The sequence below is a fragment of the Umezawaea sp. NPDC059074 genome (assembly GCF_042738955.1).
Lineage (GTDB): Bacteria > Actinomycetota > Actinomycetes > Mycobacteriales > Pseudonocardiaceae > Umezawaea.
Window position 1 is genome coordinate 1 of sequence record NZ_JBHYHC010000099.1, and the last position, 19,528, is coordinate 19,528.

General features: G+C 72.0%; 2 protein-coding genes. Both read right to left on the reverse strand.

What is annotated here, in order from left to right:
- Nucleotides 1-5,523, reverse strand: a 5,523-nt coding sequence (locus ACFWW9_RS33030) for an amino acid adenylation domain-containing protein (RefSeq protein ID WP_390386057.1), incomplete at its 3' end; no start/stop codon positions are given.
- A gap of 14 nt (nt 5,524-5,537) precedes the next feature.
- Entirely contained in the window at nt 5,538-19,457 is a 13,920-nt protein-coding gene (locus tag ACFWW9_RS33035; protein WP_390386058.1) for an amino acid adenylation domain-containing protein, read from the reverse strand.
- Nucleotides 19,458-19,528: the final 71 nt, after the last annotated feature.

Here is a 19,528-nt window from a genome sequence, read left to right on the forward strand (position 1 = left end):
GGGCAGGGTGAAGATCAACAGACCGATCATCTGCTCGACGCCGGGCATCTCGGCCGGACGGCCGGACACGGTCGTGCCGAACACGACGTCGGACTCGCCGCTGTAGCGGGACAGCAGCAGCGCCCACGCCCCCTGCACCACGGTGTTGATCGTGAGGCCCGCGCGGCGTGCGGTGCGGCGCAGTCGTCGCGTCTGCTCGGCGGTGAACGTCGTCCGCATCGAGTCGGAGGACTCGGTGGCGTGGCCGTGCGCGGGCTGCCGGTCGTAGGGCAGCGCGGTGGAGGCGGGGAAGCCCTCCAGCACGTCACGCCAGTGCTGTCGGGCCTGTGCCCGGTCCTGGTCAGTCAGCCAGCGCAGGTAGTCGCGGAACGGTCGACGGGACACCACGCGGGGTGATCGTCCGTCGGTGAGGGCCCGGTACTGCTCGCACACCTCGGCGAAGACTTGCGCGAGGCTCCAGCCGTCCAGCAGCACATGGTGGAAGGTCCAGACGAGCAGCACCTCGTCGTCGGTCAGGCGGGCGATGGCGATGCGCGCCAGGGGTGCCCGCCGCAGGTCCAACTCGCCCGCGTCCAGCGTGTCCTGTGCGCGCCGCTGCTCGGGTTCGGGCAGTCCGCGCCAGTCGTGGTGGCTGGTCGGCAGGTCGACCCGTGTGCGCACGACCTGCACCGGCTGCTCGACGTCGTCCCAGACCAGCGCGCCGCGCAGGGCGGGCGTGCGGTCCACGACGCGCTGCCAGGCCGTGGCGAGCGCACGGTGGTCGGTGACACCGGCCAATCGGAGCCGGACCTGGTCGAAGTAGGCCGTCGAGGTCGGGTCGGCCAGGCTGTGGAACAGCATGCCTTCCTGCAGCGGGGTCAACGGGTACACGTCTTCCACCGACCGGCCGTCGCCGACCAGGCGGTCCACCGCCGCCTGCCCCAACCGCGCCAACGGGAAGTCCGACGGCGTACGACCACCGGCCTTCGGCGACACGCAGTGCGCCACGATCTCCCGCAACGCTCGCAATGTGGACTCCGCCACCGCCCGCACCGTCGACTTCTCGTGCACTCGCTCGGAGTACAGCCAGGTCAGTTCGAGTTCACCGCCTTCCACCACACCGACGACGTCCAGGACGTGCGCGCGGGGGTTGTCGGGGGTGGTGTCGCGGCCGATCGGGGCGCAGCGGGCGCGGTAGAGGCCGTGGTCGTCGGAGGCGACGTCCCACTGGCCGTGGTAGTTGAAGCTGATCTGTGGATGTGGGTCCTCGCGCAGCGCCGCGGCTGGGGAGTCGGGTGCGGCGAGGTAGCGCAAGGCCCCGTAGCTCTGGCCGCGGCGCGGCAGTGCGCGCACCTGTTCCTTGACCGACTTGAGCACTGCGCCCCAGCCGCCGTCGGGTACGTGCAGCGCCAAGGGGAACTGGCTGGTGAACCAGCCGGCGGTGCGGGAGAGGTCCATGTCGGTGGGCACGTCCTCGCGGCCGTGGCCCTCCAGTCCGACCAGGACGTGGTCGCGGCCGGTCCAGTCGGCCAGCGCTCGGCCCAGTGCGCTGAGCAGCACGTCGTTGATCTGTGTGCGGTAGGCGCCGGGGACGTGGTGCAGCAGCGCGTCGGTGTCGGCACGGCCCAGCCGCACGGTGACCGCGTCGACCGCCTGCGCCGGGTCGCCGTCCTCGTGGTCCACGGGCAGGTCGGCGGGTGCGGACGCGGCGAAGCCGATCCAGTGGTCGAGGTCGGCGTCCAGGTCTCCGGCGGCCACGCGGTCGGCCAGGCGGTGCGCCCAGGTGGAGTACGCGGTTCCGGTGGGTTCCAGTGCGATCGGTTCGCCGCGTAGAGCTTGGTGGTAGGCGGTGTCGAGGTCGCCGAGCAGGACGCGCCAGGACACGCCGTCCACGACCAGGTGGTGCACGGCCAGGAACAGCCGGGGGCGGTCTGTTCCCAGGCGGAACAGCAGGGCGCGGACGAGGGAGCCCTCGGCCAGGTCGAGGCCTGCCTGGGCGGCGAGCGCTTCGGCGTGCATGGTGTCGTGGCGCGCGTGCTCGTCGAGGCTGGACAGGTCGTGCACGCGCAGCAGGTCGATCGGGGCGGGGGCCGCGATGTCCTGGGTCCAGCGGTGGCCGTCGTGGGTGAAGCGGGTGCGCAGGACGTGGTGGTGGGCCACGACCGCGTCCACGGCGGTGCGCAGCGCGCGGTCGTCCAGGTCGGGGGCCAGTTCCACGAAGGTCGACATCGTGAAGTGCTGCGGGCTGCCCGGCGTGGTGTCGAAGAACCACTCCTGGATGGGCGTCAGCGGCACGGGCCCCGTGGTGGGGGCGTCGGGGACGCGGTCGGCCTCGTGCGCGGTCGCCGCGGTCGCGGCCAATTCGGCGATGGTGGGGTGCAGGAAGACGTCCTGGGAGGTCAGCCGCAGTCCGCTTTGGCGGGCACGGGAGACGAGCTGGATGCTCAGGATCGAGTCGCCGCCCGACTCGAAGAAGTTGTCCTCCACGCCCACGCCCTCGACGCGCAGCACCTCGGCCCAGATGCGGGCCAGTTCCCGTTCGACGGGTGTGCCGGGCTCGACGCGGCGCGACGCGGGGTCCGGGTGGCTCCGGGGTGCGGGCAGGGCACGGCGGTCGACCTTGCCGTTGGGGCTCAAGGGCAGCGCGTCCAGTTCCACGAACGCCGAGGGCGTCATGTAGTCGGGCAGTTCGCGCTTGAGCCACGTCCGAAGCTCGGTGTGGGCCGGGACGGTGTCCGCGGCGGCGACGAGGTAGGCGACCAGCTGCTTGCGGTCGTGGTCGGTGTGCGCGACGGTGATCGCCTGTGCCACGCCGGGGTGGCGCATGAGCAGCGCGTCGATCTCGCCGGTCTCGATGCGGAAGCCGCGGATCTTGACTTGGTCGTCGGTGCGGCCGACGAACTCCACGGTGCCGTCCGCGCGCCACCGGGCCACGTCGCCGGTGCGGTACATGGTGGCCCCGGCGGGACCGAATGGGTCGGGCAGGAACCGCTGGGCGGTCGCGCCGGGCTGTCCGAGGTAACCGCGAGCCACGCCCGCGCCCGCGAGGTACAGCTCGCCGGGCACACCCACGGGGACGGGCTGCAGCCCGCGGTCGAGCACATAGGCCGCCATGCCGTCCAGCGGGCGGCCGATGGGGATCACGTCGGGTACCTCGCCCGCCGCGGTCATCGGGTACGCGGTGGCGAACGTCGTGGTCTCGGTCGGCCCGTAGCCGTCGACGACGGTCAGGCCGGGGCAGGCGTGCAGCACGCCGCGCACAGCCGCCGCGGGCACCACGTCACCGCCGGTCCACACCTCCCGCAGACCGGCGAAGGCGTGCGGTGCCTCGTGGGCGATGAGCCGGAACAGCCCGGCGGTCAGCCAGATCGCCGTTACGCCGTGATCGGTGACGGCGCGTCGCACGGCGTCGCCGTCCACGTCTCCCGGCCGGGCGAGGACGACCACGCCGCCGCGCAGCAGCGGCACCCACAACTCGTAGGTGGAGGCGTCAAACGCCGACGGGGAGTGCAGCAGCACGCGGTCGTGCGCGCCGCCGTCGAAGCGGGAGTCCAGCGCGAGCGCCACCACGTCGCGCTGCCGCACGGCTACGCCTTTGGGTGTGCCGGTGGACCCGGAGGTGTACATGGCGTAGGCGAGGCCGTCCGGGTGCACCGCGACACCGGGATCGGTGTCCGGATAGCCCCGCTGGTCGTCGTCGAGGACGACGACGTCCCCTGTGTGCAGAGCCCGGCAGGCGCTGTCGTGCGCCCGGTCGGTCAGCACGACGGTCGCGTCGGCCTCCCGCAGCACGCGTGCGCCACGCGCGGCAGGGGCGCGGACGTCCAGCGGCACGTACGCCGCGCCCGCTTTGGCGATCGCCAACTCGGCGACGACCAGGTTCACCGAGCGCTCGGCGAGCAGCCCCACCCGGTGGTCGGGGCGCACGCCGAGGGCGATGAGCCGATGGGCGAGGCGATTGGCGCGGGCGTCCAGTTCGCCGTAGGTGAGCGTCTCGTCGTCGGCGAGGACCGCGAGATCGTTGGGTGACCGCCGCACCTGCTCGGTGAACAGCGCGGGGATAGTGCCCTCGGGCCGGTCGCGGTGTGCGTCGTTCCAGCGCCGCAGGACGTCATCGCGTTCGTCGTCGGACATCCACGGCAGCTCGTCCAGGGTCCGGCCGGGGTCCGCCGCCACGCCGCCGAGCAGCAGTACCAGGTGTTCGGCGAAGCGCTCGACCGTGGTGTCGTCGAACAGGTCGGTGTTGTACTCCAGCGAGCCCGCCAACAGGCCGTCGCGTTCCTGGAACTCGACGGTCAGGTCGAAGATGGCGTCCCGCCGGGACAGCCCGACCTGCTCGACGCGCAAGTCCGGCAGCTGGGGCGGGGTGCGCTCGGCGTTCTGCAGCAGCACCATGACGTCGAACAGCGGGTTGCGGCTGGGGTCGCGGTCGCCGCGCACTGCGTCGACGAGCTGTTCCAGCGGCGTTTCGTCGTGGGCGAACGCGTCCTGCACGGTCTGCTTGACCTGGTCGAGGAAGTCGGTGAACGTGCCACTGCCGTCCACTGTGGATCGCAGTACGACGGTGTTGACGAAGAAGCCGACCAGCTTCTCCACGCCGGGGCGGTTGCGGCCGGTGGTGACCGTGCCGACGGCCACGTCGTCTTGGCCTGCGTAGCGGGCCAGCAGCGCTTGGCAGGCGGCGACGAGGACGGTGAACAGGATCGTGCCGCGGTCGTGGGCCAGGTCGCGCAGCCGCGCGGTGACGGAGGCGGGCACAGTGAACGACCGTGCGGCGCCGCGGGTGGTGCGCACCGCGGGCCGCGGGCGGTCGGTGGGCAGCTCCAGGGCGGTGGTACCTGCCAGTCGTCGCGTCCAGTGCTCGAGGTGGCCCCGCAACGCGTCTCCGGACACCCGTTCGCGTTGCCACGCGGCGAAGTCGGCGTACTGGATCGGCAGGGGCGGCAGCGCTGCCTGCCGTCCCTGCACCGCCGCGAGGTAGAACTCCGCCAGTTCCTCGGTGAGCACGCCCATCGACCAGCCGTCGGTGATGACGTGGTGCGCGGTGAGCAGCAGCACGTGCTCGTCGCGGGCGAGCCGCACCAGCAGCGCCCGCAGCAGGGGACCCTGCCGCAGGTCGAAGGGGCGGGAGTACTCCCGCACCAGCACGTCCTGTAGCGCCGACGGGTCGTCCTGGTCGGCGACCGGCAGGAGCAGGTCGAACGGGGGGTGCACGATCTGCACGCCGCGCCCGTCGACGGTGTCCAGCGTGGTGCGCAGCGACTCGTGGCGGGCCACCAGCCCGCGCAGCGCGGCGGTCAACGCGGGTACGTCCAGGCGCCCGGTCAGGCGCAGTGCCAGCGCGCTGTTGTACCCCGAGCCTCCGGGCTGGAACTGGTCCAGGAACCACAGGCGCTGCTGGGGGAACGACAGTGGTAACGGCTCGTCCCGGCCGACCGGGGTGATGACGTCGGTCTGCTCGGCTCTGCCCGAGAGGCGGCGGCGCATCTGCTCCCGCAGGTGCGGGGGCAGAGCGGCGATGCGGTCCTCCATCGACGACGACATGGCGTGATCTCTCCTCACTGGTTGCGGATGGCGTCGTCGCTGAAGGCGACTCGTTCGAGTTCGAGCAGGATTTTTTCCTCGACCAGCAGTGCCAGGGTGGCGACCGTGCGGGAGGCGAGAACGTCGTGCGGGGTCAGCGGCACGTCGAAGGCCGTGCGGCAGCGGGAGGTGACGAACAGGCTGCGCATGGAGTCCCCGCCCAGGGCGAGGAAGTCGTCCTCGATGCCGACCAGTGGCACCCCGAGCGCCTCCTGCCAGATCTCGGCCAGCACCCGCTCGGTGTCGCTGCGGGGCGCCACGTGCCGGGCGGCGTCCGCGGTCGTGTCGGGTTCTGGCAAGGCGGCCCGGTCGACCTTGCCGTTGGTGCTCAACGGCAGGGCGTCGAGGACCGTGACCACGGCGGGCACCATGTAGTCGGGCAGGTGCCGTCCGGTGAACGCGGTCAGGTCCGCGGGGTCGGGGGCGCGTCCCGGATCCGCGGGAACCACGTAGGCCACGAGCCGCTTGGTGCCCGGTGTGTCCTCCCGCACCACCACGATCAGCTCGCCGACCTCGGGGTGGCGGCCCAGGACGGCCTCGACCTCGCCGAGTTCGATGCGGAACCCGCGCAGCTTGACCTGGTCGTCGGCGCGGCCGGCGAACTCCAGCACACCGTCGGGCAGCCATCGCACGACGTCGCCGGTGCGGTACATCCGCTCCCCCGGCACGCCGAACGGGCAGGCCACGAACCGGGACGCGGTCAGGCCGGGCCGGTCGAGGTAGCCGCGGGCCAGGCCCGCGCCCGCGAGGTGCAGCTCGCCGGGCACGCCCACCGGTACCGGCCGCAGCCGGTCGTCCAGCACGTAGGCGCGTGTCCCGTCCAGCGGTGCACCGATGGGCACGGTGTCGGGCACGTGCTCGACGTCGGGGATCCGGTGGGCGGTCGCGAACGTCGTGGTCTCGGTCGGCCCGTACCCGTCGACCACCACCAGTCCGGGGCAGGCGCTCATGACGCGGCGGACCGCCGCGGCGGGCACCACGTCACCGCCGGTCCACACCTCAGTCGCGCCCGTCAGGCAGTCGGGCGAGTCCTGGGCCAGAACGCGGAACAAGCCCGCGGTGAGCCAGATCCCGGTCACGCCGTGAGCGGTGACCAGGTCGCGCAGCAGCGCGGCGTCGAGGTCCTCCGGCGGGGCGATCACGGCTCGACCGCCGCGCAGCAGCGGCACCCACAGTTCGTAGGTCGACGCGTCGAACGCCAGCGGCGAGTGCACGAGCACGGTGCGATGGGCGGGACCGTCGAAACGGGGGTCCAGGGCCAGCGCGACCACGTCGCGGTGCCGCACAGCCACGCCCTTGGGTGTGCCGGTGGAGCCGGAGGTGAATTCGACGTAGGCCAGGCCGTCCGGGTGCGTGTCGACCCGCGGGCGGTCGTTCGGGCCGTGGATGGGAGTGCCGTCGAGCACGACGACGTGGTCGTCGTGCGCCTCGCGGGCGGTGCTCTCCCACTCGATGTCGGTGAGCAAGACCGTCGCGCCGGCTTGGGCGAGCACCAGCCGCATCCTGTCGGCGGGGGCTCGCAGGTCCAGCGGCAGGTAGGCGCCGCCGGCCTTGAGCACGGCGAGTACCGCGACCACCAGGTCGGCCGACCGCCGCAGCAGCAGGCCGACCCGATCCTCGGGCCGCACACCCAGGGCGATCAGCCGGTGGGCCATGCGGTTGGCGCGGGCGTCGAGGTCGGAGTAGCTGAGCGACGTGCCGCCCGCCACGACCGCGATGGCGTCCGGAGTGCGGTCGGCCTGCTCGGCGAACAGGCCGACGACGGTCGCGTCGCGGGTGTCGAGGTCGGTGGGCTCGGCGAGCAGGAGCCGTCGTTCGTCCTCGTCCAGGATGTCGACCTCGCCCACTGCCCGGTCGGGGTCGGCGACGAGGCCGTGCAGGGCGCGGGTCAGGTGGCCCGCGATCCGCTCGACGGTGGTGGCGTCGAACAGGACTGGGTCGTAGCTGAGCCGGAACTCCAGGTCCGCGCCGGGGCGCACGCCCACGCTGAGCGGGTAGTTGGTGGTTTCCACGGCGTCGAGTTCACGCAGGGCGAGGCCATGGGCGGCTGCGGCCTCGGAGTCGATCGGGTAGTTCTCGAACACCAGGATGCTGCCGAACAGGTCCACCCCACCCGGCAGGTCACTCCATGCCTGCAGGTCGGCGAGCGAGACGTGTTCGAACCGTCGCGCGTCGGCTTGGTCGGCTTGCAGTCGTCGCAGCCACACCGCGACCGGCTCGTCGTCGGCCACCCTGGTCCGCACGGGCAGCGTGTTGATGAACATGCCGGTGATGGCGTCCGCGCCGGGCAGGTCGACCGGGCGGCCGGAGACGGTGGAGCCGAAGCACACATCCTCTCCCCCGCCGTAGCGCGACAGCAGCAGCGCCCACGCTCCCTGGACCACGGCGTTGAGCGTGAGGCCGTTGCGCTGGGCGAAGTCGCGCACCGCGCCGCCGGGCAGCGTCAGCGTGAACCAGCGCGTGGAACTGCTCGTGCGGCCCTGCTCGGCCGGTCGGTCGTAGGGCAGCGGGGTCGGGGCGTCGAACCCGTCGAGCACTCGTTCCCAGTGCTCCCGCGCTTCGCGCGGGTCCTGCCGCGCCAGCCACCGCAGGTAGTCGCCGAACGGGCGACGGGCCACCGGGTCGGGGCGACGGCCCGCGGTGATCGCGGCGTGGCGGCTGAAGACGTCGGTGAGCACCTGGAAGGTCGACCAGCCGTCGAGGAGCACGTGGTGGAAGGTCCACACGACCCGCATCGCGGTGTCGGACTCGCGGGCCAGCGTCAGCCGCATGAGGGGCGCGGCCGTCAGGTCCAGGCCCTCGGCCTCGTCACGGTCGAGCAGGGCTCGCAGGGCTTCGTGTCGCTCGTCGTCGGGCAGGCCGGTCCAGTCCAGTTCGCGGATCGGCACGGCCACGTCGCGGCACACCACCTGCAGCGGCCGGTCGACGCCCTCCCACACCACGCGGCTGCGCAGGATCGGGGTCTGGTCGACCACCTCGCGCCAGGCTCGGGCCAGGGCGGCGATGTCGGCGACGCCGTCTAGGACGAACGAGATCTGCTCGGTGTAGAGACCCTCGTCGGCTTGGGAGAGGCTGTGGAAGACCATGCCCGCCTGCATGGAGGTCAACGGGTACACGTCCTCCACCGAACGCCCGTTGCCGACCAACCGGTCCACTTCGGACTGGTCCAACCCGGTCAACGGGAAGTCAGACGGTGTTCGACCACCGGACTCCGGTAGTGCGCAGTGCGCCACGATCTCCCGCAACGCCACCACCATCGCCTCTGCCACCCCGCGCACCGTCGACTCTTCGTGCACGTTCTCGCTGAAGTACCAGGTCAGCCGGAGGTGCTTGTCCTCGACCACGCCGACCACGTCGAGCAGGTGCGGCCGGGGCGTGTCGGGTGCGGCGTCGGCGTCCAGACCGCCGACCGTACGGAACGCCGTCCCCCCGGCCGACGGGTCGAACTGCCCGAGGTAGTTGAACGCCACCAGCGGTGTCGACGCGTCGGACGAGCGGTGCGCGGCGCCGTGGCCGATGCCGCGCCGGGGCACCGCCCGCAACCGCTCCTTGGTCGACTTGAGCACCGCGCCCCAGCCGCCGGTCGGGATGTCCAGCGCGACCGGGAACACAGAGGTGAACCAGCCGACCGTGCGGGACAGGTCGACGCCGTCGAGGAAGTCGCCGTCGCGGCCGTGCCCTTCCAGGTCGACCAGGACCCGCTGGTGGCCGGTCCAGTCGGCCAGCACCAGGCCCAGGGCGCTGAGCAGCACGTCGTTGACCTGAGTGCGGTACACACCGGGCACGTCCTGCAACAGCGTGCGGGTGGTGTCGGCGTCCACCTCGATGGTGACACCGAGCACGGAGCCGGTCGTGTTGGTTCCGTGGTGGTCGACGGGCACGGCTGGGTCACCGGTCGTGCCCGTCCAGTGGCTGGCCTCGTCGTCGAAGCCGCCCTCGGCGGTGTGCTCGGCCAAGCGCGACGCCCACTCGCGAAACGACGTGGTCTTCGCACCGAGGACGACGTCCTCGTCGCGCAGCGCGTGCCAGTAGGCGGTGTCGAGGTCTTCGAGCAGGACGCGCCACGAGACGCCGTCCACCACCAAGTGGTGCACGGCGAGCACGAGCGTGCTCGCGGGACCCCGCTCGAGCAGCGCTGCCCGCAGCAGCGGCCCACGGGAGAGGTCGAACCCTCGGTGGAGGTCGTCGGTGATGGCCTGTCGGACGGTGTCGTCGATGGTGGACAGGTCGTGCACCGAGAGCACGTCCACCGGTTCGACCGGAGCGTTGTGCTGCCGCCACCCGGACGGCGTGCGCTCGAACCGCATCCGCAGCGCGTCGTGGTGCTCCAGCAGCGCGGTCAACGCCCGCCGCAGCGCCTCGACGTCGACGTCGTCGACGAAGTCGAGGGTCATCGACTGGTCGAAGTGCTCGGGTCGTGGCGGGTCGGTGTCGAGGAACCAGTGCTGGATCGGGGTCAGCGGCACCGCGCCGGTCACCGGTCCCTGCGGCGCGGTCGCGGCGGGGTCGAGTGCGGGCGCGGCGGCGGCGAGCGCGGCGACGGTCGGGTGGGTGAACAGGTCGCGGGGCACCAAGCCGTACCCGGCCTGGCGCGCGCGGGACACGACCTGGATGCTGATGATCGAGTCGCCGCCGAGTTCGAAGAAGTCGTCGTCGACCCCGACCTGGTCGGTGCCGAGCACCTCGGCCCAGATGGCGGCGAGCACCCGTTCGGCCTCGGTGCGCGGCACGGCGTGCTCGTGCCTGGTCGGCTCCCGTTCGGGCGCGGGCAGCGCTGCGCGGTCGAGCTTTCCGTTGCGGGTCAACGGCAGGTGGTCCAGGACCGCGAACGCCGAGGGCACCATGTGGCCGGGCAGGGTGCGGACGAGGAAGGCCCGCAGGTCGGCAGCGGGGACGAGACGGCCCGCGGCGAGCACGGTGTAGGCGACGAGGATCTTGCGGCCGGCGTGGTCACGGACGGCGACCACCGCTTCGGCCACGTCGTCGTGCGCCCGCAGCGCGGCCTCGATTTCGCCCAGTTCGATGCGGAAGCCGCGGATCTTGACCTGCTGGTCGGCGCGGCCGAGGTAGTCGAGTCTGCCGTCCTTCCACCGGGCCAGGTCACCGGTGCGGTACATGCGCGTGCCGGGCTCGCCGAACAGGTCGGCCAGGAAGCGGGACGCGGTCAACCCAGGCCGGTTGAGGTAGCCGCGGGCCAAGCCCGCTCCGGCGACGTACATCTCGCCCGCGACACCGGGCGGCACCGGCTCCAAGGCCTCGTCCAGCACGTACACGCGCAGGTCCGGGATGGGTTCGCCGACGGTGCCGTCGGCGGGTGTCCACGTGACGTGCACGGTGGTCTCGGTGATGCCGTACATGTTGATCATCTCGCCGGGGCCGTCCCAGGCCGCGAGCTTGCGCACATCGAGCGCTTCCCCGCCGAAGATGACGAACCGCAGGCACAGGCCCGTCGGCTTCTCGGCGATGAGCTGGTAGAACGCCGACGGCGTCTGGTTGAGCACCGTCACCCGCTCCCGCGCCAGCAGCTCCGCGAACTCGCGGGGCGAGCGCGACACCTCGTAGGGCACGACGACGAGCCGACCGCCGTGCAGTAGCGGACCCCACAGCTCCCAGACCGAGAAGTCGAAGGCGTAGCTGTGGAACAGCGTCCACACGTCCTCGGAGTCGAAGCCGAACCAGTGGTCGGTGGCCGTGAACAGCCGGGCCACGTTGGTGTGCGGGACGACCACGCCCTTGGGTTTGCCGGTGGAGCCGGAGGTGTAGATGACGTAGGCGGGGTTGTCCGGGTGTGCGCGGACCTGGGGCGCGGTGTCGGGCCGGTGGGACAGGTCGGGCAGTTCGGTCAGCACCACCACCGGTTCGGTGTCCTCGACCATGGCCGCGATCCGCTCGGCGGGGTAGGACGGGTCGATGGGCAGGTATGCCGCGCCGGACTTGAGCACGCCCAGGACGGCGACGACCAGGTCCAGCGAGCGGGGCAGCACCAGTCCGACGTACCGCTCGGGGCCTGCGCCGTGCTCGAGGAGGGCGTGTGCCACCTGGTTGGCGCGGGCGTCGAGTTGGGCGTAGGTCAGGCTGTCGCCTTGGCAGGTGACGGCGACGGCGTCGGGGGTGCGGGCGGCCTGCTCGGCGAACAGGACGGGCAGGGTGGCCACCGAGTAGTCGCCCCCGGTGGGGTTCCACTCCACCAGTACCTGGTGGCGTTCGGTGTCGTCGAGCAGCCGCAGGTCGCCCAACGGGCGCGCGGGGTCGACCAGTACCTCGTCGAGCAGCGTCCGCAGGTGCTTGCCCATCCTCTCGACGGTGGAGGTGTCGAACAAGGCCGGGTCGTGGTCGAGTTCGACGAGCAGGCGCGGGCCGGGTGACACCACGACGGTGAGGGCGTAGTTGGTGGGTTCGTGCGCGTGGACGTCGTGCAGCCGCAAGCCGTGTGCGGCCATGGCGTCGTCGTCGAACGGGTAGTTCTCGAACACCAGGATGCTGTCGAACAGGTTCGCGCCGCCCGGCAGGTCGCTCCACCCACGCAGTTGTGGGAGCGGCACGTGTTCGTGGCGACGTGCCTCGGCTTGGTCGGCTTGCAGATCGCGCAGCCAGGAGAGCTGGTCGCGATCGGGGCTCGCGGTGATCCTGGTGGGGACGGTGTTGATGAACATCCCCACCATCGACTCGACACCCGCCAGGTCAGCGGGTCTGCCGGAGACGGTGGTGCCGAACACGACGTCCTGGTTCCCGCTGTAGCGGGCCAGCAGCAGGCCCCAGACGCCCTGCACGACGGTGTTCACGGTCAGGCCGTGGCGCTGGGCGGCTTCGCGCAGCCGTCGGGTCTGCTCGGCGGTCAGCTCGAAGCGGACCGTGCCACCGGATTCGGCGCGGTGCGCCTCGACCGGGCGGCGGTCGAAGGGCAGCGGGGTGGTGTCGCGGAAGCCGTCGAGGACGTGGCGCCAGTGGCGCTCGGAGTCGGTGCGGTCCTGCCGGTGCAGCCAGCTCAGGTAGTCGCCGAAGGGGCGGCGGGTGGTGCTCGGACCGGTCGTGCCGCCGGTGATGGCCGCGTGATGCTCGCACACCTCGGTGAACAGCTGGGCCGCGCTCCACCCGTCGAGCAGAACGTGGTGGAAGGTCCACAAGACCAGCACCTCGTCGCGGGACACCTGGGCGATCGCCACGCGCATGAGGGGCGCGGCGCCCAGGTCCAGACCGGTGGCGCGGTCGGCGTCTTCCAGGCGGCGCAGCCGCTCGTCCTGATCGGCGTGGTCCAGTCCGGTCCAGTCCAGGTGCGTGACGGGGAGGGTCACGTGTTCCCGCACGAGTTGCAGCGGTTCGGGCAACCCGTCCCACGCCACCTCGGTGCGCAGCACCGCGTTGCGGTCCACCACTCGTTGCCACGCCCGGCCCAGCACTTGCGGGTCCGTGACACCGGAGAGCCGGAACCGCACCTGGTTGACGTAGACCTCGGTGTTCGTCCGGTCGACCAGACCGTGGAAGACCATGCCAGCCTGCATGGAGGTCAACGGGTACACGTCCTCCACCGAACGACCGTTGCCGACCAACCGGTCCACTTCGGACTGGTCCAACCCGGCCAATGGGAAGTCCGACGGTGTGCGACCACCGGACTCCGGCACCGCGCAGTGCGCCACGATCCCCCGCAACGCCACCACCATCGCCTCGGCCACCCCGCGCACGGTCGACTCCTCGTGCACGTTCTCGTTGAAGTACCAGGTGATGTCGAGGCAGCCGTGCTCGACCGCGCCGACCACGTCGAGCAGGTGCGGCCGGAGGGCCTCCGGCGCGCTGTGCAATTCCAGGCTTCCGCGCACGGCGTGGAGGAGGCCGCCCTCCACGGCGGACCAGTCGAGTCTGCCGAGGTAGTTGAAGCTGATCAGCGGGCTGTTCGCGGGGGGCTCGTGCAGTGCGCCGTGGCCGATCCCCTTGCGGGGGACGGCGCGCAGCTGCTCCTTGACCGCCTTGAGGACCGCGCCCCAGTCGCCGGTCGGGATGTCCAGCGCGACCGGGAAGATCGAGGTGAACCACCCGACGGTGCGGGAGAGGTCCATGCCGTCCACCACGTCCTCGCGGCCGTGGCCCTCCAGGTCCACCGGCAGCACGTGGCGGCCGGTCCAGTCGGCCAGCGCTCGACCCAGGGCGCTGAGCAGCACGTCGTTGACCTGTGTGCGGTACACACCGGGCACGTCCTGCAGCAACGCGCGGGTGGTGTCGCGGTCGAGCCGCACCGCGACCGTGCGGGTGGAGCCCGCCGTGTTGGCCCCGTCGTGGTCGACGGGCAGGGACCTGTCCGCGGCGGCGGTCGCGGCCCAGTGCTCGAGCTCGTCGGCGAAGCCGCCGGTGGCGGTGTGCTCGAGCAGTCGGTGCGCCCATTCCCGGAAGGAGGTGGTCTTGGCGGCCAACCGGACGGGCTCGCCGCGCGCCGCCTGGTCGTAGGCGCTGGTGAGGTCCTCCAGCAGGACACGCCACGACACGCCGTCGACCACAAGGTGGTGCACGGCCAGCAACAGCAGCGGCCGCTGGTCGACCCGGTGCAGCAGTGCGGCGTTGAGCAGCGGCCCGGTGGTGAGGTCGATGCCCGCGTGTACGGAAGCGGCGATCGCCTCGATTTGCTCCGGGTCCGAAGTGGACGACGGGTGCACGGTGAGGACCTCGGCGGGCTCGACCGGCGCGTTGTGCTGTCGCCACCCGGACGGCGTGCGCTCGAACTGCATCCGCAGCGCGTCGTGGTGCTCCAGCAGCGCGGTCAACGCCCGCCGCAGCGCCTCGACGTCGATGTCGTCGACCAGTTCCGCGGTCAACGCTTGGTTGAAGTGCTCGGGTCGGTCGGTGTTCGTGGCGAACAGCCATCGCTGGATCGGGGTGAGCGGCACGTCGCCCACCACCGTGCCCTGGTCGGCCTCCGCGGTGTCCGCGGTGCCCGCGGCGATCGCCAGCGCGGCCACGGTGGGGTGGCGGAACAGGTCACCGGGCGTGAGGGCGACTCCGGCTCGGCGGGCTCGCGACACGACCTGGATGCTGAGGATGGAGTCGCCGCCGAGTTCGAAGAAGTTGTCGAGCGCGCCCACGCGGTCCACGCCCAGCAGTTCGGCCCAGATCCGCGCGAGCACGGTTTCCGCTCCGTCCGCGGGCGCGACGTGAGCGGTGGTCGTGGTGGCCCACACGGGTTCGGGCAGGGCGCGCCGGTCGACCTTGCCGCTGGCGTTGAGCGGCAGCGCGTCCACGACGACGAAGGCCGACGGTACGAGGTAGTCCGGCAATCCCCGCCCGAGGAACTGCCCCAGCTCGGTCACCTCGAGCGCGGTGTCGACAGCGGTCAGGTAGGTGACCAGGCGCTTGCGGCCCTTCTCATCCGCGCGCACCACGGTCACCGACTGGCCGACGCCCGCGTGGCCGGACAGCACCGTGTCGACCTCGCCGGGCTCGACGCGGAACCCGCGGATCTTGACCTGGTCGTCGACACGGCCGACGAACTCGAGGGTGCCGTCGGCCTTCCACCGCACCACGTCGCCCGTGCGGTACATCCGCTCCCCCGGCACGCCGACCGGGTCGGCCACGAAGCGCTCGGCGGTCAGGCCGGGGCGGTTGAGGTAGCCGCGGGCCAGTCCGGCACCCGCGATGAACAGCTCCCCCGGCACGCCGATCGGCGTCGGGGAGAGGGTGTCGTCCAGCACGAGGACGCGGGTGTTGTCCAGCGGTCGACCGATCGGCACGACGTCGGGGACGGAGTCGGCGTCGTCCATGCGGTGGGAGGTCGCGAAAGTCGTGGTCTCGGTGGGCCCGTAGCCGTCCACCACGACGAGTCCGGGGCAGGCTCGCAGGACTCGTCGGATCGCCGCGGCGGGCACCACGTCGCCTCCGGTCCACACCTCGCGCAGCCCGGCCAGGCAGCTCGGGTCGTCCTGGGCGAGCACGCGGAACAGACCCGCGGTCAGCCACAGCCCGGTAAGGCCGTGCCGGGTGACCAGGTCCCGGAGCCGGTCGGCGTCGATGTCGCCGACGGGGGCGAGCACGACGGTGCCGCCGTTGAGCAGCGGCACCCACAGCTCATAGGTGGTGGCGTCGAACGCGACCGCGGAGTGCAGCAGGACCCGGTCGTGCGCGCCACCGGTGAACCGCCGGTCGCGGGCGAGGTCGGTCACGTCGCGGTGGCGCACCGCCACGCCCTTGGGCACGCCGGTGGAGCCCGAGGTGTACATGATGTAGGCGAGGTCGTCGGGGTGCACGTGCACCGTGGGCGCGGTGGGCTGCTGCGAGTCCAGCTCCTGCTGGGCGTCCACGGCGACGACAGGACCATCGTGGAGGGCGTCGGCGGTGGCGTGCCACACCTGGTCGGTGAGGATCACTCGGGCGCCGTTCTCCGCCAGCAGCACCGCCAGCCGCTCGGTGGGTGCCCTGGTGTCCAGCGGCACGTATGCCCCGCCCGCCTTGGCCACGGCCAGTTGGGCGACGACGAGGCCGATCGAGCGGTCCGCGAGCAGCGCCACCGGGTCGCCGACGCGTACACCGCATCGCAGCAGCCGGTGGGCGAGGTGGTTGGCTCGCAGGTCCAGCTCGGCATAGGTCAGCGACGCGTCGTCGGTGATCACGGCCGTGGCGTCGGGTGTGCGGCTCGCCTGGTCGGCGAACAGCGAGGCTATGGTGGCCTGCGGCAGCTCGTGGCGGGTGTCGTTCCACGTGTGCACGACGTGGCGGCGTTCGACAGGGTCGAGCAGTGGGAGGTCGCCCAGCCGTGTGGCGGGGTCGGCCGCGATCGCTTCCAGCAGGACGGCGAGGTGGCCCGCCATCCGCTTGATCGTGCTTGCGTCGAACAGGTCGGTGTTGTACTCCAGTGCCAGCTCCAGCGACCCGTTGCGCGGCCAGAACTCCACCAGCAACTCGAAACGGGCTCGCGGCCGGGGCAGCAGGTGCTCGTCCACGTGCAGCGCGTCGACGGTGGTCGGCCGCACCATCGCCTGCTGGAGCACGACGAGCGCTTGGACCAGTGGCGTGCGGCTGGGGTCGCGGTCGGGTCGCAGCTCCTCGACCAGCCGGTCGAAGGGCACCTCGTCGTGGGCGAACGTGTCGATCACGGTGTGCCGCAGCCGGGCCAGGAACCGTTCGAACGGCGCGGACGGGTCGACGGTGGCGCGCAGGACGAGCGTGTTGACGAAGAACCCGACGAGGTCGTCCAGTTCGGGCCGTCCGCGTCCGGCCGACGCGGTTCCGACGGCGACGTCGCGTCGGCCGGTGTAGCGGGCCAGCAGCAGGTGTACGGCGGCCGCCAAGGTGGTGAAGAGGGTGGCTCCGTTGTCGCGTCCCACCTCGGTCAGGCGGCGCACCAGGTCGGCGGGCAGGGATTCGCGGTGCACCGCGCCCGCTGTGGTGCGGCGTGCGGGCCGCGGCCGGTCGGTGGGAAGGTCGAGTGGTTCCAGGTCGGCCAGCCGCTGCCGCCAGTGGTCCAGTTCGCCTGCCGTGGCCGGACCGTCGAGTCTGCGGCGCTGCCACACGGCGAAGTCGGCGTAGCGGACCGGCAGCGGCCGCAGGTCGGCCGGTGTCCCCCGTGCGGCGGACCGGTAGAGCTCCAGCAGGTCGTCCACCTGGACGCGGACCGACCAGCCGTCGGTGGCGATGTGGTGCTGGTCGAGCAGCAGGACGTGCTCGTCCTCGTCGAGGCGAGCGAGCACGGCGCGTGCCACGGGCCCGACCCGCAGGTCGAACGGCGTGGTCAGCTCCTCGGTGAGGAGCCGATTCAGGGCGGCGTCACGGTCGGCGGGCAGCACGCCGGTCAGGTCCACCACGCGCATCGGCACCGTCGCGAGCGGGGCGATGACCTGGACGCCGTGACCGTCGACCTCGTCGAAGGTGGTGCGCATCGTTTCGTGTCGCTCGACCAAGGCGTCGAGCGCGGTCCGCATGGCTGTCACGTCCAGCGGGCCGGACAGCCTCAGGCCGACACCGGTGTTGTAGTCGGTAGCGGCGGGGTCGAGTTGGTGCTGCAACCACAGCCGCTGCTGGGCCGGGGACAGTGGCACCACGAGGTCACGGGGAGCGGGTGCGATGCGGTCTTCCGCCCCGGCGGGTAAGCGGTCGACCACGAGGTCCGCCAGCCCGGCGACGGTCCGCGCGTCGAAGAGGTCACGCGAGGACAGGGGAACCTGCAACTCCGAGCGCAGTCGCGACACCACGCGGAGGGCTTGGATCGAGTCGCCGCCCAAGCGCACGAAGTCGTCCTTCGCGCCGACCCGGTCGGCGTTCACGCCGAGGATCTCGGCCCACACCGCGGCGACAGCGGTCTCGGCCGGGGTGCGCGGTGCGACGTGCCCGCTGCTCGGGGCGGCGTCCTGGTCGGGTTCGGGCAGGGCGTTGCGGTCGACCTTGCCGGTGGAGCTGAGCGGGAGCCGGTCCAGGACCACGAACGCGGAGGGCGCCATGTAGTCGGGCAACGTGCCGAGGACGAGGTCGCGCAACTCGTCCTCGGAAGGTGCCGCGGCACCGTGGGGAACGATGTAGGCCACTAATCGCTTGGTGCCGCCGCGATCCGGTCTGGCCAGGACGGCGGCCTGCGCGACGCCGGGGTGCCGGGCCAGCACCGCTTCGACCTCGGCGGTCTCGATGCGGAATCCGCGAACCTTCACCTGGTCGTCGGCTCGGCCGATGAAGTCCACGCCCCGCTCGGGACTCCAACGGACCAGGTCCCCGGTGCGGTACATCCGCTCTCCCGGCGCGCCGAACGGGTCGGCGAGGAAACGCTCCGCGGTCAGCGCGGGCCGGTTGAGGTAGCCGCGTGCGAGACCGGCGCCCGCGATGAACAGCTCCCCGGTGTCCCCGTCGGGGACCGGCTCCAGGTTCGCGTCCAGCACATGGACCCGTGTGCCGTCGAACGGCGTCCCGATGGGCAGGACGTCGGGGACCTCCTCCACGCGGGTCAGGTGGTGCGAGGTGGCGAAGGTGGTGGTCTCGGTGGGGCCGTAGACGTCCACCACGGTGGTGCCGGGGCAGGCCCGCATGACCTGACGCACAGCGGCCGCGGGCACCACGTCGCCACCGGTCCACACCTCGCGCACCCCGGTCAGACAACCGGGGTCGTCCTGCGCCACCACCCGGAACAGACCCGACGTGATGAACAGACCCGTCACGCCCTGCCGGGTGATCGCTTCCCGCAGCACCGGCCCGTCCACGTCACCGGGAGGGGCGATCACGACCCGCCCGCCGTTGAGCAGAGGCACCCACGTCTCGTAGGTCGACGCGTCGAAAGCCTGGGGTGAGTGCAGCAGCACCCGCTCGTGGGCGCCGTTGCGGAACCGCGCGTCACGCGCGAGGTCCACCACGTCGCGGTGACGCGCCGCCACTCCTTTGGGCACCCCCGTGGATCCCGAGGTGTAGACGACGTAGGCCAGGTTGTCCGGGTGCGCCGCCGCGGTGGCGGTCACCTCCGCCTCGTTCGACGGCTCCTCGTCGCCCAGGACGACGAGGTGACTCTCGTGGATGCGTTCGGCCACGCCTCGCCAGACCCCGTCCGTCAGCAGCACCGACACCCCGGCCTCGGCCAGGACCGTCCTCATGCGCTCAGCGGGGGCGCGAGAGTCCAGGGGCACGTACGCACCACCGGCTTTGACCACGGCCAGCACAGCGACGACGAGGTCGAGAGAGCGCTCCGTCAGCATGCCGACCGGCCGTTCGGGACCGATCCCCAGTCCCGCGAGGCGTTGGGCGAGCCGATCGGAGCGCGTGTCCAACTCCGCGTAGGTGCACTCCCCCTCGTCGGCGACGACCGCGAGGGCGTCCGGGGCACGGCGGACCTGTTCGGCGAACAAGTCGACGATGGTGGCCGCGGTCGGCAGGCGGTTTCCGCGCAGGGGGGAACGGGATCCGTCACCCGGTGACGTGGTGGGAGCGGTGTCGGGGAGCGTCATCGCCGTCCAAACCTTTCGGGCGCGGGGAAGCGCCACAGGGGGCAAGGGAGTGGGTGGTCAGCGCAGCGGTG